Annotated in this window: 18 protein-coding genes and 1 pseudogene; 4 read left to right on the forward strand and 15 right to left on the reverse strand. The window is 64.9% G+C overall.

From position 1 onward, the window contains the following. Positions 1–305: 305 nt before the first annotated feature. A complete protein-coding gene (locus ACIPVK_RS18990) occupies positions 306–752 on the reverse strand; it encodes a hypothetical protein (protein ID WP_407613543.1) in 447 nt (148 codons plus the stop codon). 6 nt (positions 753–758) lie between these two features. Beyond that, positions 759–1,517, reverse strand: coding sequence for a 4-hydroxy-tetrahydrodipicolinate reductase (dapB, locus tag ACIPVK_RS18995; protein WP_407613544.1), 759 nt, complete (start codon positions 1,515–1,517; stop codon positions 759–761). 133 nt (positions 1,518–1,650) lie between these two features. On the opposite strand from dapB, the gene ACIPVK_RS19000 reads away from it, so the two are divergent. Together ACIPVK_RS19000 and ACIPVK_RS19005 are read left to right on the forward strand one after the other, a co-directional pair. Continuing rightward, the gene (locus tag ACIPVK_RS19000; protein WP_407613545.1) at positions 1,651–5,652 is read left to right on the forward strand and encodes an MFS transporter; all 4,002 of its coding nucleotides are present in this window, start codon (positions 1,651–1,653) and stop codon (positions 5,650–5,652) included. Next, a complete protein-coding gene (locus tag ACIPVK_RS19005) occupies positions 5,649–6,254 on the forward strand; it encodes a TetR-like C-terminal domain-containing protein (RefSeq protein WP_407613546.1) in 606 nt (201 codons plus the stop codon). The genes ACIPVK_RS19000 and ACIPVK_RS19005 overlap by 4 nt, the downstream gene beginning before the upstream one ends. A gap of 18 nt (positions 6,255–6,272) precedes the next feature. On the opposite strand, the gene ACIPVK_RS19010 is transcribed toward ACIPVK_RS19005, so the two are convergent. The 7 genes from ACIPVK_RS19010 to glp form a co-directional block, all read right to left on the reverse strand. Further along, a complete protein-coding gene (locus ACIPVK_RS19010; RefSeq protein WP_407613547.1) occupies positions 6,273–6,683 on the reverse strand; it encodes a hypothetical protein in 411 nt (136 codons plus the stop codon). Positions 6,684–7,218: 535 nt separating this feature from the next. Further along, complete coding sequence (locus ACIPVK_RS19015; RefSeq protein ID WP_407613548.1) at positions 7,219–8,547, reverse strand: aminotransferase class V-fold PLP-dependent enzyme; 1,329 nt, start codon at positions 8,545–8,547, stop codon at positions 7,219–7,221. A 212-nt stretch (positions 8,548–8,759) separates the two neighbouring features. Continuing rightward, a complete protein-coding gene (locus ACIPVK_RS19020) occupies positions 8,760–9,002 on the reverse strand; it encodes a DUF6953 family protein (protein ID WP_407605638.1) in 243 nt (80 codons plus the stop codon). A gap of 63 nt (positions 9,003–9,065) precedes the next feature. Then, positions 9,066–9,512: a molybdenum cofactor biosynthesis protein MoaE gene (locus ACIPVK_RS19025; protein ID WP_407613549.1), complete on the reverse strand. Its 447-nt coding sequence runs from the start codon at positions 9,510–9,512 to the stop codon at positions 9,066–9,068. Next, complete coding sequence (locus ACIPVK_RS19030; protein WP_407613550.1) at positions 9,502–10,002, reverse strand: MogA/MoaB family molybdenum cofactor biosynthesis protein; 501 nt, start codon at positions 10,000–10,002, stop codon at positions 9,502–9,504. Before ACIPVK_RS19030 ends, ACIPVK_RS19025 begins: the two co-directional genes overlap by 11 nt. Beyond that, positions 9,999–10,541 carry a cyclic pyranopterin monophosphate synthase MoaC gene (gene moaC, locus ACIPVK_RS19035; protein WP_407613551.1) on the reverse strand — a complete coding sequence of 181 codons (543 nt, stop codon included), beginning with the start codon at positions 10,539–10,541 and terminating at the stop codon, positions 9,999–10,001. Before moaC ends, ACIPVK_RS19030 begins: the two co-directional genes overlap by 4 nt. Beyond that, positions 10,538–11,794, reverse strand: coding sequence for a gephyrin-like molybdotransferase Glp (gene glp, locus ACIPVK_RS19040; RefSeq protein WP_407613552.1), 1,257 nt, complete (start codon positions 11,792–11,794; stop codon positions 10,538–10,540). Before glp ends, moaC begins: the two co-directional genes overlap by 4 nt. A 210-nt stretch (positions 11,795–12,004) precedes the next feature. Here glp and moaA point away from each other — a divergent pair, with 210 nt between their 5' ends. Both moaA and ACIPVK_RS19050 read left to right on the forward strand, forming a co-directional pair. Further along, positions 12,005–13,063 (forward strand): GTP 3',8-cyclase MoaA, encoded by a 1,059-nt coding sequence (moaA, locus tag ACIPVK_RS19045; RefSeq protein WP_407613559.1) that lies wholly within the window; start codon positions 12,005–12,007, stop codon positions 13,061–13,063. Beyond that, on the forward strand, positions 13,063–13,353 hold the full coding sequence (locus ACIPVK_RS19050) for a MoaD/ThiS family protein (protein WP_407613553.1): 291 nt from the start codon (positions 13,063–13,065) through the stop codon (positions 13,351–13,353). The genes moaA and ACIPVK_RS19050 overlap by 1 nt, the downstream gene beginning before the upstream one ends. 83 nt (positions 13,354–13,436) lie before the next feature. Here ACIPVK_RS19050 and ACIPVK_RS19055 read toward each other — a convergent pair whose 3' ends face one another. From ACIPVK_RS19055 to ACIPVK_RS19080, 6 genes and pseudogenes are all read right to left on the reverse strand, one after another. Next, positions 13,437–14,945, reverse strand: a complete 1,509-nt coding sequence (locus ACIPVK_RS19055; RefSeq protein WP_407613554.1) for an alanine/glycine:cation symporter family protein — start codon at positions 14,943–14,945, stop codon at positions 13,437–13,439. A gap of 243 nt (positions 14,946–15,188) precedes the next feature. Then, positions 15,189–16,592, reverse strand: a complete 1,404-nt coding sequence (locus tag ACIPVK_RS19060; RefSeq protein ID WP_407613555.1) for a M16 family metallopeptidase — start codon at positions 16,590–16,592, stop codon at positions 15,189–15,191. Between the two features lie 246 nt (positions 16,593–16,838). Further along, positions 16,839–19,067 carry a polyribonucleotide nucleotidyltransferase gene (locus tag ACIPVK_RS19065; RefSeq protein WP_407613556.1) on the reverse strand — a complete coding sequence of 743 codons (2,229 nt, stop codon included), beginning with the start codon at positions 19,065–19,067 and terminating at the stop codon, positions 16,839–16,841. Between the two features lie 633 nt (positions 19,068–19,700). Beyond that, positions 19,701–21,794: an AAA family ATPase gene (locus ACIPVK_RS19070; RefSeq protein WP_407613557.1), complete on the reverse strand. Its 2,094-nt coding sequence runs from the start codon at positions 21,792–21,794 to the stop codon at positions 19,701–19,703. A gap of 721 nt (positions 21,795–22,515) precedes the next feature. Then, positions 22,516–22,860 (reverse strand): hypothetical protein, encoded by a 345-nt coding sequence (locus tag ACIPVK_RS19075; RefSeq protein WP_407613558.1) that lies wholly within the window; start codon positions 22,858–22,860, stop codon positions 22,516–22,518. A gap of 803 nt (positions 22,861–23,663) precedes the next feature. Then, positions 23,664–24,098: pseudogene (locus tag ACIPVK_RS19080) on the reverse strand (hypothetical protein); the annotation flags it as partial.

Here is a 24,098-nt window from a genome sequence, read left to right on the forward strand (position 1 = left end):
CCGCCAAGGTCACGGTGGCGAAAGCCGCCGTTGCACATTTCTTCATGATTTCCCTCGGTCGTCTGTGTCTGCCGTGACGCGGTGGCGCACGGTGTCGAGCCCGATCAGATTCGATCACCGGGAAATGAATGCGGCATGAATGGCGGTTGAACCCCGCCGACGCCCTTCACCGGGTGGCCATGGAACCATCCAAGACGATGCACGGCATTAGGTCCAGAGCCATGGTTCCCCGGAGAAGCAAAATGCCTCCTTGTGCGGTTCCGGTGGAACCACACAAGGAGGCATCGGTCTTGCCTCGGGGCTGTTTACTTGCCGTCGGCCAGGTAGAAGCCGATGGCCGTGCGCATCGACTCGCGGGCACGGCGCCGGTCACCGGCGGCGTCGTAGGCCAGGGCCAGGCGGTGCCAGGACTTCCAGGACACCGGGTTGGCCTCGGCTTCTTCCTTGTACTGCACGAAGTCCTCGTCGGCGGCGGACTTGACGATGCGACCCGACGGGGTGCGCGGCAGGTTGTCCTCGGGCAGCAGGCCCTCGGTGGCCAGGATCGAGGCCATCTTCTGGGTGCGGGCGCCGAAGAGCACCTCGCGGATGAGGATCCACACGCCCACCAGCGGGACCACCAGGGCGGCGACGCCGATGACCTTGGCGATGGGTTCGTCGGCGGCGATGAAGCGGACGGCCGAGCCGAACGCTGCAACCAGGTAGAACACGAAGAGCAGCAGGATGGCGCCGACCCAGATCTTGGTTTTCATGTGTGGCTAGCGTCCCAACTCGAGGTAGCCGTCAAGGCCGTAGGTCAGCCCCGGGCGCGAGGCGACGGTGCGCAGGCCCAGCAGCACGCCGGGCATGAAGGAGGCGCGGTCGTAGGAGTCGTGGCGCAGCGTGAGCTGCTCGCCGGCCCCGCCGAGCAGGACCTCCTGGTGGGCGACCAGGCCGCGCAGGCGCACCGAGTGCACGTGGATCCCGTCGACCACGGCACCGCGGGCGCCGTCCAGCTGGGTTTCGGTGGCGTCCGGGCCCGGGGCCACGCCGGCGGCGGCGCGTTCGGCGGCAATGAGTTCGGCGGTGCGCACCGCGGTGCCCGAGGGCGCATCGACCTTGTTGGGGTGGTGCAGCTCGATGATTTCCACCGATTCGAAGTAGCGGGCAGCGGTCGCGGCGAAGGCCGAGGCCAGCACCGAGCCCAGCGCGAAGTTCGGGGCGATGAGCACACCGGTGCCGGGGTGTTCGGCCAGCAGGTTGGTGAGGGATTCGCGCTTGGCGTCGTCCCAGCCGGTGGTGCCGACGACCGAGTGCAGTCCGTGTTCCACGGCGAAGCGCACGTTGGCCTCGGTGCTCGCCGGGACCGACAGGTCCACCACGTGGGTGGCACCCGCTTCCAGGATGGTTTCCAGGGAATCGCCGCGGCCCAGCGCGGCGACAAGTTCCATGTCCGTGGCGGCGTCGACGGCCTTGACGGCCTCGGCTCCCATTCGTCCCGATGCGCCGAGGACGGCGACTTTCAGTGGTGCACTCATGACTTCTAGGGTATCGGGAAATTGCCGGGCACTTCACGTCGGTGACGGGCGCCTGCACCGCCGCCCATTGCCACGGGCGGTGAGCGGGTCTACGATTTAGAGAACAAATCGTTCTCTAAAAGGGATGGCCCCTTTGGCAACCACCGCTCCGCAACGCGCACTTCCCGGGCTGCTGCTGGCCATGGTGCTGGTGCCCCTGGACCAGACCTCGCTCACACCGGCGCTGCCCGACATCGCCGCTGAATTGGGCGGGCTGCACTTGATGCCGCTTGTCATTGCCTCCTACCTGGCGGCCGTCACCGCCGCGTTGCCCCTGGGCGGCAAGCTCGGTGACCGGTACGGCCGCAAGCCGGTGTTGTTGGCCTCCTTGGCGTTGTTCGTGGCCGGCGCCCTGGCCTGCGCCGCATCGGGTTCCTTTGCCCTGTTCGCCGCCGCCCGCGTGGTCCAGGGCCTGGGCGGCGGAGGTCTGATGATCGGCGCCCAAGCCACCCTCGGGGACCTGATCAGCCCGCGGGAACGCGGCCGCTATCTGGGCTGGTTCGGCGTCGCCTATCTGGTGCCGGCCGTAGCCGGTCCACTGGTCGGCGGTGTCCTGGTCCAGGCCCTCTCCTGGCGCTGGATCTTCCTTCTGCCCGCTCCGCTGGGGCTGGCCGCCCTGGTGCTGGTCCACTCCACGGTGCACCTGCCCAGGCCCGTGGCCGGGCGCCGCTTCGACACCGCCGGCACCCTGGCCCTCGCCGGGCTGGTCGTCGCGGTGGTCGCACTGGCCGGCGCGCTGTCCGGCCCCGCCGCCCCGCCCTGGGTGGTGGCGGCGTCGCTGCTCCTGCTGGCCGCCGCGGGCACCTGGTGGGCGCACTCGCTGCGCCACGCCGAGGACCCTGTCCTGCCGCCGGGCATGCTGCGGCGGCGCGGCGTGCTGGTCCCCCTGCTGCTCAGTTTCACCGTGGGCTTCGCCCTGCTGGGCATTCTCAGCTACATGCCCGCCCTGGCCCGCCTGGGCCTGGGCCTGGACCCGGTGTCCGCGGGCCTGGTGATCACCGCGACGATGCTCGGGGCCATCCTGACCATGTCCCTCTCGGGGCGCAGGATTTCTGCCACCGGCCACTACCGGCGCTATCCGATATTCGGCACGGCGCTGATGGCCGTCGCCGCCCTGGCCCTCGGAGTGCGCGGGGCGGAGCTGGATGTGCCGGAACTGGCGGTTTTGCTCTTCACCCTGGGCCTCGGGGTCGGGCTGGTCATGCAGGTGGTGATGCTCGCCGCCCAGAACGCCGCCGATGTCCGGGACCTGGGGGCGGCGACCTCGGGGGTCCTGTTCAGCCGGCAGATCGGAGCCAGCATCGGCGCGGCCCTGATCGGCACCTTGATCACGGCGGGTTTCGCTTCACGGCTCCCGCCCGGCATCCCCGGTGCGGCCACGATGGGTCCGGCGGCCATGGCCTCCTTGCCGCCGCCGCTGGCCGAACAGGCCGGTGCCGCCTTCGCCGGCGCGGTGCCCGCCGCGATCCTCGCCGTGGTCCCGATCCTGTTCCTCGCCTTCCTGCTGGCCCTGGCCCTCCCCGCCCTGCACCTGCGCAGCTCGACCCCTCCCCCACTCACCACGACCAAGGACGCACCCATGAATGCCACCGCCCCCGATCCCCTGACCCCGATCCTGCCCCTGTCCGCGCTCGGCCCCGGGGACCTGGCCGTTGCCGGCGGCAAGGCGGTAAATCTGGGCGAACTGCTGCGCGCCGGGTTTGAAATCCCCGACGGCTTCGTCGTGACCACGGCCGCCTACGGCGTCGTTGCCGGGCTGGCCGGGGTGCCGGCGCTGCTGGAGGACTCCGCCGGTGATCCGGAACCCGAGGCGCTGCGCCGGGCCCTGCTGGAAACCCCGATCCCCGCACCGCTGGCCGATTCGATCACCGCCGCCTACCGCCGATTGGGCGACCGTGTCCCGGTGGCGGTGCGATCCAGCGCCACCGCCGAAGACCTGCCCGGAGCGGCCTTCGCGGGCCAGCAGGACACCTTGCTGAACGTGATCGGCGTGCCTGAGGTCCTCGACGCGGTCCGCCGGTGCTGGGCCTCGCTGTTCACCGACCGTGCCGTCGCCTACCGTCGCGAACGCGGCATCGACCCGGCCGAGGTGCAGATCGCCGTGGTCATCCAGGCGATGGTCTTCCCCGAGGTCGCCGGTGTCATGTTCACCGCCGATCCGGTCAGTGGCGCCCGCGACCGGGTTGTCATCAACGCCGGTGCCGGCCTGGGAGAATCGGTGGTCTCCGGGCTGGTCACCCCGGACCGCTACACCCTCGACGCCGAGGGGCGCGTGCTGGACCGCAGCCCGGGCCGCGGCGAGGTCCAGATCCGCGCGGTGGACGGCGGCGGGGTGCAAAGGATCGAGGCAGGCCACGCAACCGGCGACGCCCTGCTCACGGACCTCCAGCTGGCCGGGCTCGCACGCGAGGCCCGGCGCATCGCCGAGCACTTCGGCCGGCCGCAGGACATCGAGTGGGCCGTGGCCCGGGGCAAGGCCTGGATCGTGCAGGCCAGGGCGATGACCGCCCTGCCGCCGGACACCCCGCCGCTGAACCGGATCCACCGGTTGGAAGCGGCGATCCTTATGGAGTACCTGCCCCAGCGTCCATACCCGCTGGATGTCACCACGCAACTCGAGCACGGCCCGGCCGGGTTGATGCGCGACATGGCCGTCTACTACGGGCTGCGCGGCGCCTTCGAGAACTACCTGCGGGAGCTGGACGGCGTAGTGGTCGAACTGGTGCCGCCCTCCCCGCGACCCACGCCGAAGGCGCTGCTCACCCCGCTGAAGCTGGTGCGCAAGGCCCGGCGCCACCGCCCGGCGCAGTGGATGGAGGACCCCCGGCAGTTGGCTTATCTGGCCGAGGTCGGCTCGCTGGAGGAGCTGGACCTGGCGGCCCTGGACTGGACCGCGTTGTGCGCGGTGCCCGTGCGGGCCCTTGCCACCCAGGCCTATTGCCGGGACCTGCGCATCGACTACCTGCCCGCCAGCGGCCTGGCGGTCGCCCGCCTGGCCGTGGCCTCGGCCCTGCTCGGGCGCCGCCGTCTGGTGCCGTCGCTGCTCGGCGGTGCCAGGACCCGCACCGAGGATTCCAACCTCGCCCTGGCCGCACTGGCCTCGAGGGTTAGCGCCGACCCCGCACTGGCCTCCCTGCTGGCCACGCAGGACGCCGCCACGGCCTGGCAGGAGTTGAAGGCGGGAAACGGGTTCGGAGACTTCACCGCGGCCATGGACCGGTTCCTGGCCGAGTACGGGCGACGGGAGACCGCCTCGCCCCTGCTCGTCTCCCCGCCGACCCTGGCCGAGTCCCCCGGCCTGGTGCTCGGCATGGTCCAGTCCCTGGTCCAGGCCCCGGACGCCCGCTCTGTTCCTCCCTCCAGCTCTTCCTCCGCTCTGGACGAATTGCTGCGCCACCCCCTGTTGCGCACCGCCGGAGCCCGCAAGCGGGTGGGACACTGGGTGCGCGCCGCCCGGGAGGGAGTCGCGTTCCGCGAGGATTCACACTTCTACTTCACCGCCGCCCTGCCCACGCTGCGCCGCTCATTGCTGGAAATCGGCCGCCGGCTCACCGACGCCGGGGTGCTGAAGGAGCCCTTCGAGGTGTTCCACCTCCGCTGGGAGGAGATCGCAGCGATCGGCGAACCGCACACCTTGGATGCCGCGCAGCGCGAACACCTGGTGGCCCTCGTCGCCCGGCGCGCGGCCGCACGGGCCGCCCTGGCCGGGGTGCCGCTGATCAATCCGGCCCGGGTCTTCCCCGCGAGCCCGGGCGAGGCCCTGGCTACCGGGACGCCGGCCGGGGCAGGCATCGCCACCGGCCTCGCCCGGATCATCCGCGAGCCGGCGGACTTCGACCGGCTCGGCAACGGCGAGGTCCTGGTCTGCCCCTACACGAATCCCGCCTGGACGCCGCTCTTCCAGCGCGCCGCCGCGGTGGTGGTTGACACCGGATCCCCCGCCTCGCATGCGGCCATCGTGGCCCGGGAATACGGGCTGCCGGCGATCACCGGGACGGGCAACGGGACAAGCCTGATCGCCGACGGCCAGGCCGTCACCGTGGACGGCGCCCGCGGCACGGTCATGCCCGCCAAGACCGGGGATGAGCGGCGATGAACGCACCGGACCACCGCAGCCGGCCCCGTCGGCGCGGGGAACTCCTGGTCACCGCCATCCTGCAGGCAACGATCGAGGAACTCGACGCCCACGGGTACGCCGCACTGAGCATGGACTCGGTGGCCGCGCGGGCCTCGGCGAGCAAGGCGTCCATCTACCGGCGTTGGGACTCGAAGGCCGCCATGGTCATGGACGCGGTCTATCGCCACACCCCGGAACCGGGCGACCTCCCCGATACGGGAACGCTGCGTGAAGACCTCATGGCCCTGCTGCGCCTGAGTGCCCTGGCCCTGGGCGGTCCGGCCGGTGCTGCCCTGCGCGGCCTGATCGCCGAGTCGCTGCCCCGGGCCGGACAACTGCGGGAGATCCGCATGCACTCCCGCGGCCGCAACCGCCAGCTGATGGCCGAGGTGCTCAACCGCGCGGCCGAGCGCGGCGAGATCTCCCCCGAAGCCATCGTGGACTCCCGGCTGGAGGTGGGTGCGGCCCTGCTGCGCAACCACGTCCTGTTGCAGGACCGGGAGCTCGATGACCACCTGCTGGCGGAGATCGTCGACGACGTGCTCCTGCCACTGTTCGCCACGGCACCGCATCGGGCGTGACCACGTCGAGTGCTGGCGTTAGCTGACGGCCTTCTTCAGCAGCTCCACCAGTTGCTTCTGGTCATCTGCGCTCAGCTTGGTCACCGCGAAGGAGCTCGGCCAAAAGTTGCCTTCGTCAAGGTTCGCATCCGGCTGGAAGCCGATGGTGGCGTAGCGGACCTTGAACTTGGCGGCGCTCTGGAAGAACACCACGACCTTGCCATCGGCGTTGGTGTAGGCCGGCATGCCGTACCAGGTCTTCGCCCCGAGGTCCGTGTGCTTCTTGACCAACTCGTGCAGGGTCTCGGCCAATTCCCGGTCGGTCCCGGTCATCTCGCCGATGGCGGCGAGGCACGCCGCTTCCAGGTCGGCCGCGGCCTTTGAAGCCTTGGCTTCGGCTGCAGCGGCCCGCATGGCTGCCTTTTCCTCTTTGCTGAAGGTGGTGCTCATGGCGATTTCCTTTCAATGATCTGCTTTACCAGACCCACTCTAGGCGGAGCCACGGATGGGCGCTTCTTGATTCCTGCTCGACTTGGTTGGCATCGCGGGGATGCGCTCGGGGAATCTTGTAGCGGGCCGTAGACAGGGAAGAAGTTATTCCAAGACCGCTTCGGAGAAAAGTGCGCCGCGTCCGGCTGGCCCTTGGCTTGGTGCAATGACTTGAGGCCATTCCCAATTCCTGAACCATGAACATTAATTTCGGCGCTGCCCACCCCAGGGATCTCTTCCGTCGTGCCCTTGGCCGAGCAGTGGGACGGATCGGCGGCGGCAACGTGCGAGCGCCCGCACGTTGCCGCCAGGTACACGAATCATGATCTTGCCATGACGCCATTCAACTAGCGCCCAACAAAACGTTGAATCCCTGCCGCGGGAATCCATGCTTGTTCCTCTCACGGTGTGGCATGGACCCACTGACTCACTGACGGGATGGACCACGCGCCAATCGCGGCCGTCCCGTCCGGCGTCATCAAGGCAGCTGCCCCCTTCAGAACCTCGAGGCGGCGGCACGAAGGGCGCGGGCAAAGAGGTCTGCGTCGTCCATCGTGTTGTATAGCGCGGGTGTCACGCGGACGACTTCGCCGCGTTCCACACCGCCGCGGCGGACGGTGAAGACGCCCCATTCATCGCTCAGGTACTGGGTGATGGCCGTGGACTGGGCGGAGGTGGTGTTGCCTTGGATCCGGAACGACGTCAGGGCTCCGTACATGCCCGGATCCTCGGGTGTGAGGATCTGCAGGTTAGGCACGTCGAGGACCTGGTGCACCCAGCGGTCCCGGAGCAGGCGCAGGCGGGCCTGCTTGTTGGCGGCGCCCACGGCACGGTGGAAGTCCAACGCGGCAGGCACGGCGAGGAGGTTCGCGGAATTGGCCGTGCCGGTATGGATCCGCGAGCGGACGTCATTGGCACCGTAGTCCTCGTCCGCGAAATGCCTGTCGATGTCGGCGAGCCGATCCTTGCGAATGTAGAGGAAACCTACGCCCAACGGGGCACCGATCCACTTATGCAGGTTGAAGCCGATGAACGGGCTCTTCAGGTCGGCGACGTTGAAGTCCAGCTGGCCCCAGGAGTGGGCGGCATCGACCACGGTGTCGACGCCGCGCGCGGCGGCCATCTCGGAGATTTCGGCGATCGGCGGGACCAGCCCGGTGCGATGCGAGACATGGGTCAGAAGCAAGAGCTTGATCTTGGGGTTGTCCGTGAGCAGACGCTCGTAGTAGTCCAAGACGGACTGGCGGGTGGCCGGCTCGGGGATGGCCGTGCGGATAACCTCGACGCCACGACGCTCGCGCAGCCAGTTCATCGCGTATTGCATCGAGTCGTAGTCCAAGTCCGCGTAGGCAACGGCATCGCCCGGTGCGAGTTTGTTGTACCCGCCGATGAGCGCCTGCAGCGCTTCGGTGGCACCCCGGGTCACGGCGATCTCATCGACCGAGCATCCCAGCTCGGCAGCGATCCGCTCGCGCACCGCCGACATCTCTTTCCCGAAATCGCGGCGCATGAACCAGGAGTTTTCCTCCTGGATCCGAGCGGTCGCCTGGGCGTAGGCGGTCCTCACGTTGGTCGGGTTTGCTCCGAAGTAGCCGTTTTCGAAGTTGACCGTCGCATCGGTCATCTTGAAGTGGTTGGCCACCTGCTTCCAGTACTTCTCATCCCCGGCGATCTTGTCCGCTGAACCGTTCGGGGCGGTCGGAAGTTTGCCGCCCGCCGGGATAGCAGCGGCGGAGGAGGCTGCGGGCCTGGCCACCAGTCCGGCCAGGGCGATGGCTCCCACCCCGGCCGAGCCGGAGAGCATTCGTCTGCGATCAAAATCCATGGGGGAGCTCTCCTCGAGTCTGCGACACGCCCCGCGGCGGGCGGCACCCCATCCTCTCCCCTGCGGGTGTCCCCCGTCTGGCCTGCAGGTTTACGCGGGTCAAACAAATGGCCAACGGCGGACACAACAGGCCGGTCCCTAGAATTGCAGACACGGACAACGGCAGAGGGGGTCACCGGAGCATAGGCATTCCGGCAACCCCCTCAGTCGTGCTAGCTGGCGTCGACGACGTTCCAGCTGCGGTCCTCGCGGTTCCAGGCCACCGAGGCGTCGCGCAACTTGCGCAGGGACTTCAGGACGTCGCGGTTGATGGCCGGATGCCCGTTTTCATTCGTGTAGACCCACTCGTCGCCGAAGGCCTCCGCGATGCGGGGCACCAGGGCTTCCTGGTGGACGGTCTTTTCTTTGTGGATCGCGTCAAGGATCCACTGGGCAATTTCTGGTGCATTGGTCATCTACTCAGGGTACCGGCGCGCAGGACGCACCACACAACGCGCGCCTGTTGGAACGCCTCGGGTTCAGGCGCTGCCCACCCACTCGACCTCGCCGTCGGCGAAGAACTGTTCCTTCCACACCGGCACGTGGGCCTTGACGGTTTCCACCAGGTCCCGGCAGGCGTCGAAGGCGGCCCCGCGGTGGGCCGCGGCGGCCGCGGCCACCAGGGCGGCGTCCCCGATGTGCAGCTCCCCCACCCGGTGCGCGGCCCAGAGCCGGGCCCCGGGGTGCCGGGAGGCGACCTCGGCCACGAGCTCCACCATGCGCGCCGGGGCGCTGGGGTGGGCGCTGTAGGTCAGCCGCAGCACCTCGCGGCCGCCGTCGTGGTTGCGCACGATGCCGCCGAAGGTGACCACGGCGCCGGTGAAGTCGGACTCGACGGCGTCCCAGGCGGTGTCCACGTCGATGGGGGTGTCGCTGATGCCGGCGAAGACCGCTTCCCCGGGTGACTGCTTCCCGCTAGTGGGCATGGCGGCCCTCCAGCTGGTCGCAGATGTGGGTGAGCAGCGGGGCCAGCACCGTGAGCCCGTCCATGACCCCGGAGGGGGAACCGGGCAGGTTCACGATGAACGTTTCCCCGGCGATGCCCGCGTGCCCGCGGCTCAGCGCGGCCATCGGGGTCTTCTCCCTGCCGGTGGCGCGCAGCGCCTCCATGATGCCGGGGACCATGCGGTTGAGCAGCGGTTCGGTTTCTTCCGGCGTCATGTCGTCGGGGCTCAGCCCGGTGCCGCCGGAGGTGATGATGACGCTCGGCTTGGACAGCAGCAGCCCCTGCAGCGCCGCGCCGACGGAGGGTCCGTCCGGCACGACGATGGCGGGGATGACGTCGAAGTTCTGTTCCTGGAGCCAGTCGGCAATGACCGGGGCGCTGGCATCCTCGTAGACGCCCAGGGCGGCACGGGTGGAAGAGATCAGGATGGCGGCCTTGCGTGGGGCCCCCAGTGGTTCGCAGGCGCTCATGCGCGTATGTCTCCTTCGGGGTCGGGAAGTTGTTGTGGGGTGATGTCCCAGGATCCGGACTTGCCGCCGGACTTCGCCAGCACGCGCATGTCGGTGATGCTTGCATGCTTGTCGACGGCCTTGATCATGTCATACAGGGCCAGGGCCGCGGTGCTCACCGCGGTCAGCGCCTCCATCTCGACCCCGGTGACCCCGCGGGTCTTCACCGTGGCAAGGATGCGCACGCGGTCCACGGCGTCCAGCTCGAAGTCGACCGTCACCTTGGAGATCGGCAGCGGGTGGCACAGCGGGATCAGCTCGGAGGTTTTCTTGGCTCCCATGATCCCGGCGATGCGGGCCACGGCGAGCGCGTCCCCCTTGGGCATTCCCGAAGAGGAAACCAGGGCCATGACCTCTTCGGTGGTGTGCACCCAGGCCTCGGCGGTGGCTTCCCGGCTGGTTTCGGCCTTGGCACTGACATCGACCATGTGGGCGCTGCCGTCGGCGCGCACGTGCGAGAGCTTCCCGCCGGAAGGTTCGGGTGTTTCCTGTTGGCTCATGAGCCGTCTCCAATGATCAGTGCCTGCACGTCGCTTCCCGCGGGCAGGGTGGTGGTGTCTTCGTCAATGAGGATGAGGGCGTTGCTGGCGGCCAATGCGGCCAGGAGGTGCGAGGAGGAACCGCCGACGGGCGTGACGGTGCCGCCTGTGTGGCTTCCACGGCGTACCTGCAGCTTGCCGGGAACCGATTCCAGGTCCTCGGTGAGCGTGGCGGTAGTCAGGACGCGTTCGGGCAGGCCGAGGCCCGCGGCCAGCACCGGGCGGATGAACATCTCGAAGCTGACGTAGGCGCTGACCGGGTTCCCGGGAAGCGCAATGAAGGCCACCGGTGCGCACCCGGGCAGGGTAAGGGTTCCGGAGCCTTGGGGCCCTCCCGGCTGCATGGCCACGGAGCCGAAGTCAATGCCGTGCTCGCCGAGCACCGCCTTGACCACGTCGAAGGCCCCCTTGGAGATCCCCCCGCTGCTGAGCACCAGGTGATAGGGCTGCCCGCCGGCCTGCAGCGCGGCGGAGAGGGAGGAGGTGAAATCCGCCGGCGAGTCGTCCAGCACGCCCGCGGTCGTGACGTCGCACCCGGCGGCCTGCAGCGCCGAGTGCAGCAGCGTGGTGTTGGCGTCGTGGATCTGCCCCGGTCCCAGCTCCCCGCCCGGGGCCACCAGCTCGTCCCCGGTGGACAGCAGCAGCACCCGGAGCCGGGCGAAGACCTGCAGCTCGGCCAGGCCCAGTCCCGCGGCCACGCCCAAGGCCGTGGGGCCCAGCCGGGTTCCTATCCCCAGGACCGGCGCACCCTCGGCGATGTCGCTGCCGCGGGCACGCACGTAGTTGCCCACAGGACTCGAGTCCGGCAGCCCCACGGTGAATCCCGCGGAGAGCTCGGCGGTGGTGGGAAAGCGGTCGGGGTCCGCCGCCTCGATGGGTATGACCGTGTTGGCCCCCGCAGGCATCGGGGCACCGGTCATGATCGGCGCGGCCGTCCCCCGTACCAGTGCCTCGGCACTTTGGCCCGCGGCGATGGGGGCGACGACCCGCAACGGGCCGGAACCCAGGTCGCTTGAGTGCACCGCGTACCCGTCCATCTGGGAGTTGTCCCAGGGCGGCAATGCGCGGGGGGCCACCAGGTCGCCGGCCAGGGTCCGGCCCAGCGCCCGGCCCAGCTCCACGGGCTCGCTGCCGGCACCCCGCAGCGCGGGCGCCAACAAATCCTCAATGGCTTCCAGGTGCCCGCGGACACTGCGGCGAAATGGTGGTCTCATGCCTTCCATCCTAGGTCGGGGTCCGGGTGCCGCGCTCATTTATGCAGGAGGCGGCCGGGCCCCGTCACCGATGTCCCATGGAACGAGTACTCCTGCAATGCGCTGTCCGCGAAGGGCGGCGCCACATACGGGGCAATGTCACCTGCCTTGGACTACCCTCGATATATGGCGACGAACACAGAAACACCCCGCAGCACCGTCAGCCTGCCCATGCCCACCATCCTCACCCCGGCACCCGCAGACTCCCCCGGACTCAGCGACAGGTTCGGCCGGCAGGCCACCGACCTGCGCATCTCCCTGATCGACAAGTGCAACCTGCGCTGCACCTACTGCATGCCCGCCGACGGGCTGGCCTGGCTGCCCAAGTCCAAGCTGCTGACCCTGGAGGAAATCACCCGGATCGTGCGCATCGGCGTCCGCGACCTCGGCGTGCGCGAACTGCGCCTCACCGGCGGAGAACCCCTGGTCCGCGTGGACCTGGCCCAGATCATCGCCGCGGTCCGGGCCGAGCACCCGGAGCTGCCGGTCTCGCTGACCACCAACGGGGTGGGGCTGGCCAAGAAGGCCGCCGCGCTCAAGGAGGCCGGGCTCACCCGCATCAACGTCTCCCTCGACACCCTGCACGCCGAGACCTTCGCCAAGCTCACCCGGCGCGACCACATTGACTCGGTCTTCGCCGGCATCGACGCCGCCCTGGCCGCCGAGCTGGCGCCGGTGAAGATCAACGCGGTCCTGATGCGCGGGATCAACGACGAGCAGGCACCCGAGCTGTTGGCCTGGGCCCTGGAGCGCGGCCTGGAGCTGCGCTTCATCGAGCAGATGCCGCTGGACGCCGACCACGTGTGGCGCAAGGACAACATGGTCACCGCCGCGGACCTGCGCGCCTACCTGCAAACCCGCTTCCGCCTCTCCCCCGACACCCGACCGCGCGACGGCGCACCGGCCGAACGCTTCCTGGTCTCCACCCACGCGGACCCGGAGACGATCCTGGGCGCAGTGGGCATCATCGCCTCGGTCTCCGAGCCCTTCTGCTCCGACTGCAAGCGCACCCGCATCACCGCCGAGGGCAAGGTCATGAGCTGCCTGTTCTCCCGCGAGGAAACCGACCTCTCCGCGCTGCTGCGCGACGGCTCCGATGATCGGGCGATCGCCGAGCGCTGGCGCGCCGCGATGTGGGGCAAGCCGCGGGCCCACGGCATGGACCACACCGGGCTCGGCTCCAAGGACTTTGTACAATCGGACCGCTCCATGAGCGCCATCGGAGGATAATGCGCATTCGATACTTCGCCGCCGCCGCCCAGGCCGCCGGCACCACCGAGGAACGACTCGACCTGCTTCAGTTGCCCGGCGCCACGCTCGGCAGCGTGCTCGAGCACCTGGCCGCCCGCACCCCCGCCACTGCGGTCCCCGACGGGCCGCTGCTGCGCCGCACCACCTCGCTGGGCACCGTGCTGGGCCGCTGCAGCTTCCTGGTCAACGGCGTGAGCGAACAGGACCACGCCCGTGCCCTGCGCCCCGGCGACCAGCTGGACGTGCTCCCGCCCTTCGCCGGCGGCTAAGCACCCCCAGGCAAAAAGAAGGCGGTCCGCTTTCCGGGAATTCCCGAAAAGCGGACCGCCTTCGCCGTTACGGCAGGGTACCGCTAGCTGCGGTCGCCCACGGCGTCCCGCTCGAGGTTGGACATGCGGCTGGAGCCCATGACGTCCCCGGCCTTCCAGTCCGCCCAGCCCGGGCGGTCCTTCATGAACTGCTCGATGTCGTCCTTGGTGGCCTCGAGCTTCGGGTCGTGCTTGAGGTACCAGCGGGTCTCGCGGGCAATCATGCCGGAGAGGATCAGCAGGCCGATCAGGTTCGGGATGGCCATCAGCCCGTTCATCATGTCGGAGAAGTTCCACACGGCGGTGAGCTGGGTGGTGCAGCCCACGTAGACGACCAGCGAGAAGACCACGCGGAACGGCATGACCGCCTTGCGTCCGAGGAGGCGCTCGATGTTGCGCTCACCGTAGTAGGACCAGCCCAGGATGGTGGAGAAGGCGAACATGACCAGGCCGATGGTCACGATCCAGTGCCCCCACTGGCCCGGCAGGCCGAAGGTGAAGGCGTGGCCTGTCATAAGCGATGCGGAGATCTGCTCGCCGGTTTCCGGGTCGACGTAGTTCCAGGCACCGGTGGTGATGATGACCAGCCCGGTGCAGGTGACCACGATGATGGTGTCGATGAAGGTCTGGGTCATGGAGACCAGGCCCTGGCGCACCGGGTGGGTGGTCTGGGCCGCCGCGGCGGCGATGGCCGCCGAGCCCATGCCCGACTCGTTGGAGAAGATGCCGCGGGCCACGCCGAACTGCACGGCAATGATGATGGCCGAACCGGCGAAGCCGCCGACCGCGGAGGTGCCGGTGAAGGCCTCGGTGAAGATCTGGCCGATGGCCGCCGGGATCGCACCGACGTTGGCGATCAGGATGTAGATGGCGGCAGCGACGTAGAAGACGATCATGATCGGCACGAAGCCGGCGGTGACTTTGCCGATGGACTTGATGCCGCCCACCAGGACAATCATGGCCAGGACGGTGAGCACCAGGCCGGTGGTCCAGGTCGGGACGTTGAAGGAGTTCTCCAGGTTGGCCGCGATCGAGTTGCCCTGGGTCATGTTGCCGATGCCGAAGCAGGCCAGCGTTGCGGCGATGGCGAAGAACAGGGCCAGGAACTTGCCGAAGGGGCCCCTGATGCCGCGCTCCAGGTAGTACTGCGGTCCGCCGGACTTCTCCCCCGCGGCGTCGGTGCCGCGGTAGCGCACACCCAGGTAGGCCTCGGAGTACTTAGAAGCCATGCCGAGCAGGCCGGTGACCCACATCCAGAACAGGGCTCCGGGGCCGCCGATGCCGATGGCCGTGGCCACGCCGACGATGTTTCCGGTTCCGACGGTGGCGGCCAGTGCGGTGGTCAACGCCTGGAACTGGGAGATGTCTCCCTCGGACCCGGCGTCCTTGCGCTTGAGCAGCCCAAGGCGCAGCGCGACCCCGAGCTTGAGGAATTGCAGTCCGCCCAGGCGGAAGGTCAGGTAAAGCCCGGTGCCAAGCAGCAGCGGGATCAGCATGAAGGGTCCCCAGATGACGCTACTGATGTCACCGAGGAGTGTTGCGAGATCGTCCATAGGAATAGGCCCCATTTTCTCGTGCGAGTGATCGAATGCGAGCGTGACTAGTGTCACAAGGCACCCATCCTACGTTACGTCCCACGTCCGGGGGCCAATTGTCCGTTACGCCCTGATGAACCAAGACGAACGGTGGCAATTTGGAGATAAGCGGTTGGATTCGTCTCCCGGAACACAAAAAAGGACCGCCCTCGTCCCGAAACGGGAAAAGGGCGGTCCCTGAAGGCAGAGTGTCGATTCGCCTTACATGCCGAAGTCGGCCGGGCTGTCGAACGGCCCCACCACGGTGATGGTGCGCGGACGCGAGGCCAGCAGCGCCGCCAGTTCCTGCACCTGTGCCGGAGTGACGGCCTTGACGCGGGCCAGCGACTCGTCGATGTCGTGGAAGACGCCGGTGACCAGCTCGGCACGGCCCAGGCGCGACATGCGCGATCCCGGATCCTCCAGGGCCAGCACCATGCCTCCGGAGAGCTGGCCGACTGCCTTGCGCAGCTCCTCGTCGGTGATGCCGTCCGCCGCAAGCTTGTCCAGCTCTTCGCCCAGCAGCTTGATCACGCGCTCGGTCTTGGCCGGGGCGCAGCCGGCGTACATGCCGAAGTAGCCGGCGTCGGAGTACGCGGCGGAGAACGAGTAGGTGGAGTACACCAGCCCGCGCTTCTCGCGGATCTCCTGGAACAGTCGCGAGGACATCCCGCCGCCGAGGATCGCGTTGAGCACGCTCATCACGTGCCGGCGCTCGTCGGTGGCCACGATGCCCGGGCAGCCCATGATGATGTTGACCTGCTCGACCGGGCGGCGGATCACGTCGATGCGCTCGGAGCCGGTGATTTCCACCGGCACCGTGGCGCGGCGGGGCACCGGCGAGGCACCTTCCTCCAGCTCCCAGCCCGCGGTGCGCAGGGCCTTGAGGACCAGGTCGCAGACCTCGTCGTGGTCCAGCGAGCCCGCGGCGGTGATGACAAGCTCGTCGGGGGTGTAGAAGCGCCGGTAGTGCTCCCAGACTGCGTCGCGGCCGATGCCGGTGATGGCCTCGGGGGTGCCGCCGATGGGGCGGCCCAGGGAGTGGTGGCCCATGACGGCCTCGACGAAGCGCTCGTGCGCGACGTCTCCCGGATCATCCGCGTCCATCGCAATCTCTTCGAGGATCACGTCGCGTTCCTGCTCGAGTTCATTGGGATCGATCACCGCGGAGGTGACCATGTCGGCAATGACATCGATGGCCATGGGCAGATCGGAGTCCAGCACGCGGGCGAAGTAGCAGGTGCTTTCCTTCGCCGTGGCCGCGTTCGACTCGCCGCCGACCTCGTCGAATGCAGAGGCGATTTCCAGCGCCGTGCGGCGCTTGGTGCCCTTGAACAGCAGGTGCTCCAGGAAGTGGGTGGAACCGTGCTGGCCGTCCTGCTCGTCGCGGGACCCGACGGCCACCCAGAAGCCGATGGTGGCCGAACGCTGGCCGGGCATGGCCTCGGTCAGCACGCGAACGCCACCTGGCAGGACCGAGCGGCGCACCAGCGCGCCACCGACCTCGCCGTGGACGATGGTGGTGTCCCCCGCCTCGATCGGGGCCGTGGCGTCGGCGACGCCCCGCTCCCCCGCCGGTGCGGGAGACATTCCAAAGCCGTTGAGCGGCAGGGGAATCATGACCACAGAAAACATCCTTACTGTCCGCCTGGTTTGACTGCGGAGCAATGGGTGAATCGCGCGCAGTGGCACGCGAAAGGCATTACCCCATTCTTCCACAGGGCCATCCAATCACTGCCAACACATGAGCGGTCTCTCACCGCTCGCTCCCCCGCGCCGAAAGACCGCCGAGTATCAGCCGTCTGGGCATAGAAAAATCCCGGCCCACCAAGTGGTGGGCCGGGATTCTTAGCCTAGAAGACTAGGGTCTGACTACTCAGCGGCTTCGACGAGCTCATCCTCGGCAACAACCGGGGCAAGCGAAAGCTTTCCACGATCGTCGACCTTGGTGATTTCGACCTGCAGCTTCTGGCCCACGGAGACAACGTCTTCGACGTCGTCCACGCGCTTGCCACCGGCGAGCTTGCGCAGCTCGGAGATGTGCAAGAGGCCATCCTTGCCCGGGGTCAGCGAAACGAACGCACCGAAGGTGGTCAGCTTCACGACGGTGCCGAGGTAACGCTCGCCGATCTCAGGAACCTGAGGGTTGGCGATGGCGTTCACCGCGGAGCGTGCGGCTTCTGCCGACTCCCCGTTGGTGGCGCCGATGAGGACGGTTCCGTCGTCCTCGATGGAGATATCCGCTCCGGTATCCTCCTGGATCTGGTTGATCATCTTGCCCTTCGGGCCGATGACCTCGCCGATCTTGTCTACGGGGATCTTCACGGAGATGATCCGCGGAGCGTAGGTGGAGAGCTCGTCCGGGGTGTCAATGGCCTGGTTCAGGACATTGAGGATGTGCAGACGGGCTTCGCGGGCCTGGGTAAGCGCAGCTGCCAGGACCGATGCCGGGATGCCGTCGAGCTTGGTGTCAAGCTGGATGGCGGTGATGAACTCGGAGGTACCTGCAACCTTGAAGTCCATGTCGCCCATGGCGTCTTCGGCGCCGAGGATGTCGGTCAGGGCCGCGTAGCGGGTCTGGCCGTCAACTTCGTCGGACACCAGGCCCATGGCGATGCCGGCGACGGCTGCGCGCAGCGGCACACCGGCGTTCAGCAGCGACAGGGTCGATGCGCAGACCGAGCCCATGGAGGTCGAGCCGTTGGAGCTCAGCGCCTCGGAGACCTGGCGGATGGCGTACGGGAATTCCTCACGCGACGGCAGCACCGGCATGATGGCGCGCTCTGCAAGTGCACCGTGGCCGATTTCGCGGCGCTTGGGGCTACCCACGCGGCCGGTCTCACCGGTGGAGTACGGCGGGAAGTTGTAGTTGTGCATGTAGCGCTTGCGCGTTACCGGCGACAACGAGTCGATCTGCTGTTCCATCTTGAGCATGTTCAAGGTGGTGACGCCCATGATCTGGGTTTCGCCACGCTCGAAGATCGCCGAACCGTGGACGCGGGGAAGAACCTCGACCTCGGCGGTGAGCTTGCGGATGTCGGACAGGCCGCGGCCGTCCATGCGGATCTGGTCGGTCAGGATGCGCTGGCGCACGACCTGCTTGGTGACCGCGCCGAAGGCCTTGGAGATCTCGCCTGCGCGGGTCTCGAAGGCGGTTCCCTCGGCGGCGAGCTCGGCAACGACCTCGTCCTTGAAGGCGGAAGAAGCGTTGTCGCGCTCCTGCTTACCGGCGATCTGGTAGATCTCGGTGAGCTTGGCGGTGGCCTTGGCCTCGACGGCTGCGTAGGCGTCGTCCTCGAAGTCGCGGAAGACCGGGAACTCGACGGTCGGCTTGGCGGCGCGGGCTGCCAGGTCTGCCTGTGCCTCGCACAGTGCCTTGATGAACGGCTTTGCAGCCTCAAGGCCCTGGGCAACAACCTCTTCGGTCGGGGCGGTGGCGCCCTGTTCCTTGATGAGGTTCCAGGAGTTGTCGGTGGCCTCGGCCTCGACCATCATGATGGCAACGTCGTCGCCGGCGATGCGGCCGGCAACAACCATGTTGAACACGGCGTTTTCCAGCTGGCTGTGCTTCGGGAAGGCAACCCATTGGGCACCGTTTCCGTCGTCAACCAGGGCAACGCGGACGCCGCCGATCGGGCCGGAGAACGGCAGGCCCGAGAGCTGGGTCGACATCGAGGAAGCGTTGATGGCCACCACGTCGTAGAGCTCGTCCGGGTTGATCGCCAGAACGGTGACCACGATCTGGACCTCGTTGCGCAGGCCCTTGACGAAGGCCGGGCGCAGCGGGCGGTCCATCAGGCGGCAAGCCAGGATGGCTTCGGTCGACGGGCGACCTTCGCGGCGGAAGAAGCTGCCCGGGATGCGGCCGGCAGCATACATGCGCTCCTCGACGTCCACGGTCAGCGGGAAGAAGTCGAAGCCCTCGCGCGGGTGCTTGCCGGCGGTGGTTGCCGAGAGGAGTGCGGTGTCTTCGTCGATGTAGACCATGGCTGCACCTGCAGCCTGCTGGGCCAGACGGCCGGTTTCGAAGCGGATAACGCGCTTGCCGTACCGACCGTTGTCGATCACGGCCTCTGCGAATTGAATTTCTGGACCCTCCATGTGGGGGCTTTCCTTTCGATCGCTCCCAAGACACAAGCGTGCTGGTGTTCCTTGCCCGGATCTGGTCTTCGATCGAGACTCGCGCTATGGGTAGATACCTGAGCGAAAGCCACTACCGAGGACCGCGATCTACGCGGCGTGGACCTGCTGTGCGTGGTCCGGGGAGTAATTGTTTGTTGTGGTTTTCCGCAATACACGGAGAACCACGTATAAGACTACCGGGAATCCGGGAAAGGTGCAGTTCTGCACACCGCACCGTAATGGCAGCTGCTCCTACAGAACCAAACATCGGGTCCCGGTATTTAAGCCGCAGGAGGTACACGCCCGCTGGAGGTTGCACATCGCGGATACACCAGTGAACAGGAAGTAGCAAGTGAAGCCTCCGATTACGCGCCAACGGGTGCGGTCCATTGTCGAGACCAACTGCACCAACGGCTACTAAGTCAGGGGCCACCGCCACCAGCATTGGGTAGTCATGCTGATCCGACCAAACGTTCACCGACATCAATTTCGAAGCCGTTCTCCGAGGCCAGTCGTAACGACTCCTTCATTCAACCTTTGCGGCGTCGGCAAACTTACCCTTCAAGAAAGTTCGAAGGGTAAGTTCGCCGACGCCGCATCGTTACCGACAATTCAGGGTTTTCCGTGAATGACATCCAACGTACGCTGCGCATGTTGTCTGATCTCAGTCGGAGAAGGCAACGGCATTGCGTACCCAGAATTGGTCGAGTGGTGGAAGTTGCCAGCGAATGTATTAAGTGCCTCAATCTCATCCACGACCGAATGCGCGTAAATCAATGGGACAGAATTCGATGCGCGAATCCGTGTGATTGCTTCGCCTAGAAGATGCCCCTCCGGGATTTCTGTTGGGAAACGTCGATGAAGGTAACCTTCCAAGAGAGGACGCAGATGACTTCCGATTACCGTAGCGTCATGGCTACCAGAGCGAAGGTGCTCAGAAACTTCTCTGTGTTTCGTCAGATAATCGGTTTCGCAGAGCCGGTCAAGTGAGACTTGTTCCCACCGACTGTATCCATTGGAACCATATGTTAGTCCAAGTTCTGACACAGAAGATGATTTGTCGTCCCGTTTGATCCTATCCCGGAACATACGAAGGAAAACGGGATCATGCCCTGTCAATATCAGTTGGCGTACCTGCCTGGAAATCTCAAGCAGTATCTCCGCAGTCTGGAATCTTCTTCCGTTGTCCATACTTGACATTGGATCATCGACCACTACTATGCGGTCTCCTCTCAACGAATCGCGCAGGAGTGACGCCACAAAGAAGGCGAAAGCCAAGGTGCGCTTGTCACCCTCACTCAAAGCAGAATCAAAGTCCGGGCCCATGTCATTTTTGAGCGGGACTTGCTTACTTCGTAGCTCAATTGCATATTCTGATTGAGGAGAAGAACCTCGAAAATTCGGCTTCATTGCGACGATTGAAAAATCTGCGCCAAACCTAACCAAAATTTCGTTAATAGCTACTTGATAAATCGATAAAGTTTCATTCATTATTTTTCGTAGGTTAGCGCGCGCTGCCTCTTGTTCTTCTTCAGCTTTATCCGTAGCTGCTTTAGCATCCGAAAGACGAACGAACAGGTCAACAACCGCCGGTTCCCAGCGATTTTTTGCGCGATTGAGATGAACTATCTCTTCGAGAAGAGACGATTCGCTTCGGACTTCGAGAGTTGCTTTATACGCGTCAATCTGTTCGGAAATTTTTGACAGCCGACTGTTGGTCGCCTTGATACCGTCCATAATCAGCTTCCACGTGGATAGGACTGCTTCTCGAATTACGATCGATGTGACGGGCGCGAGCGGATTGTTCCGCTTGGCCTGGATCAACAGTCCTATGTTCTTTTCAATGAACTCCACATGCACTTGAAGTATTTCTGCATCGAATGTGACCTTGTCGTCAAAGTTGAGTTCATTCCATGCGTCAATACGCGCTTGTTGGATTGCGAGCTCTGCGGACAAGGCTGGCAGCAACGGTTGCGCAAAGACGAATTCGTATTCTGAGATGGCTGTTTCCAAATTTTCGAGATGCTTCTGATACGAATCATCAAAGTACTGTCGGTAAGCATCAATGAGATCCAGTCCGGTGATGGTCTGATTACAGTAAGGGCATTTATCGCGTTGCTCGAATTTTGTGCCTTCCCGAAGCCAACTTTCGAATCCGTGGCCGTGCGCTTCCTCCACTTTTTCACGGACGAGGGATTCTGCTTCTGCATGCAGCGTTGGTAGCCCCGACGCCAATGCGTTGAGTACTTCACTGGGCTCCCACGTCGGGATTGATAGGTTGCTAGGACCAAGACGTGCTTGAATGGCGGTATTGTTTCGCGAAGCTTTGAGCGCTAATTGAGCCGATTGGATCTCTGATTCGACATTGACACTTTGCGAAATTTCTCTGAACTGATTGAGCGTTATTCCGGAATGGTGCGGTGCTAGCGCGACTTCTGTATCACGTACGTTGTCCCTTGAATCCTTGAGCTCCTGAGTCGCTAATTCCTCTCGTTTGAGCTCTGCTACTGCAGCGTCACCCAGCGCAAAGTTAAGGAGATTTCTTCTGTGTAGGCTCTCCACGGCAGCGCCAGAATAAACGTTGTCACGTACGAAAATTGCGTCGAATACTCTTATATCTGGACGAGTTTGGTCCCAAACATCATTTTTGAGCTGACTAATAGCGGGGCCGAAGTTGAACAAGATCTTGGCTGCAACAGGATCCACGCGATCAATTGTGCGGCGTCGGGAAACGTCCGTAGTGTCCCCGGTTTGAAGGGACCTGATTAGTGAGCACAGGGTTGACTTTCCACGACCGTTGTCTGCATAAATTACCGTTTGAGGTGTAAAAGTGGACGTTGTTCCAGAATCGTGGAGTAAGCCGAGGTTTTCTATTGAAACGATTTTTGTAAGCACTTTGTCTCTTGACTAGTCACGAAGTCTCGATTTTTTCGAGTTACTCACTTTAATTTAGCGGTAGTCAAGCAAGTTGCACGCCAGACACACAGCTCAAACCTAAGTTGACTAATATCAAAGGGTAAGTTGGCAAAGTTTCGACCGCATTGGCAAATCGGCATCAAGCGTTTGCTCGATGGCACAATCGCGGACAGCAGGACGTACATGCTTTATTCGCCAACGATCGCACTGAATACACCAGCAACGCGGGCTGGTGCTCCAGCCAAGGTCATCCGCTAGCCCACTGCGACCATGCTCAACGACAAGCTTTCCGCGGCCGCGCGAAACCGAAACTTTCATCGTCATTTAGGTCATCTTCGGTTTCATGGATCGTCTTCGCCAGCACCGACTGCGAGATCATCGCGGAGTACCTCTGGCCGTAGGAAGGCACCGCGTACGTGGGCATCCGCAAGGCTGCGCCCGCTTCCGAAAATAGCTGCAGACACTGGAACAGTCACCGATGCCCCGAGACATCACATATTGGCGGATTTTCTTAGCCTTTTAACCGATTTTTAGGAATCTCAGCATACCCAGCGCCGAACGCGAAATAGCCCGCAAATCCGGGATAACCCGGATATCCTGCAAAGCCTGGGTACCCGGGGTGACCCGGGTACCCCCGATAAGGTTGAGACGTTCGATACAGCAGCCTGTTTTCAACAGCACTGCCCAAATAGTCACCATCCTTATCAACAGCGTCGCCGTCTCCCCATGGAAACCAACCAATCCAAGTCCCGTTCAGGTCGAACAAAAACTTACTTTCAGATTGAGTCTTGAACGCAACTGGATTTCCTGCCGCGTCGAAGTAGAAGGTAGCCACCAGATCCTCCAAGATTCCCATGTTCCGATTCTTTCGACAGGCTATACGGCTGTACAGACACTTTGAGGACCTGCCGTTGAGCGACGCATTGGTTGGAGATGGACCGTTAAGGTCGTTGCCGGGTTCTAGATCGCGTCTAAAGGTTCCGGTGTTCTGGCGGCCGGTGCCGAGTCCCCCTGCATAGTTAGTATGTGAACCGTAGTGTCCCCGGAATTGTGCGATCGTAGCGCCAGCGACAGTTTGAAACGGCTACACAGTGGAGTACTGGATTTACGCCTGCAGGGCCATGCGGCAAGGACACGACCAATCGGTGAACACAACAGGTCACTGGTGATGGTGGGGTCGATGCTCGCTGTGAGTAAGTCCACGATGAGCAGTCGCAAAACAAAGCGTTAAGAACGCTACGTCAGCGCAAATATCCCTGGTCTCCCCATGGTTCGGACCCGCGCAACGGAGACCAAAAAACCACTGCCGCTTTGATCCTCATTGCCTTGTGGGTCATGATTGTTCGCGGGACCGTGGGGGCACTCGTCCTTGGGACGGCGGTAATCGCACTATTCGCCGAGGAAGCACCGGGGGCGGGTGGACAGGAATCGTCACGGGGACGCTGGGCGCGGCAATGGCAATTGTTTCCGGTAAGGGCATTAGGAAGCGCAACCGCCGGTAATGGCACGACTGTCGTTTTTCGTAGAACGCGGCAAAATGCAGTTATGTGAAGTTCGACGATTCGTGGAGGCGTTTTATTGTCGCGTGGGATCGGTCACCCGGGTTTGGAGTGGTCTCACAACACCAAGTGGTTCTCCTCGCGGGCAGGACATGGATCGTCAGCTCTCGCCAATCAGGTATCCAAAGCGCTCCCGAAGCAAGGGGTAGTCGGCTCGCAGTGATTGACTGCTCGACGTATGATCCTGAACCCATGTTGCTAGCGTTCGTAGGTCATCATCGTCCAGGGCGATGATGTAGCCGTTCCCGTCTTGGGCCGTATCCCGACAACGCTTGGCGAAGAGGTCTCGGTTTTCTATTTTTCGGCAGACGAGCAAACCGATCCGCCCTCGATCGTTTGAGAAGCGTCCTATGAGCTGGTCCAGTTCGGGGTTGGCTGGATCGCCGGTGTAGTTCTTGCACTCCACCACGATTGTGGCTGCGTTGTAGTGCTGAGAGAGCCATCGGAAGAACCCGTGCCCAGCCACGTTGTCGTACTTGATGTCCAGCCGTTTTCGCTGATCGTGGAGGGGTGCTTCGATCTTCATGTTGCTTAC

The organism is Paeniglutamicibacter sp. MACA_103 (assembly GCF_045798555.1).
GTDB lineage: Bacteria > Actinomycetota > Actinomycetes > Actinomycetales > Micrococcaceae > Paeniglutamicibacter.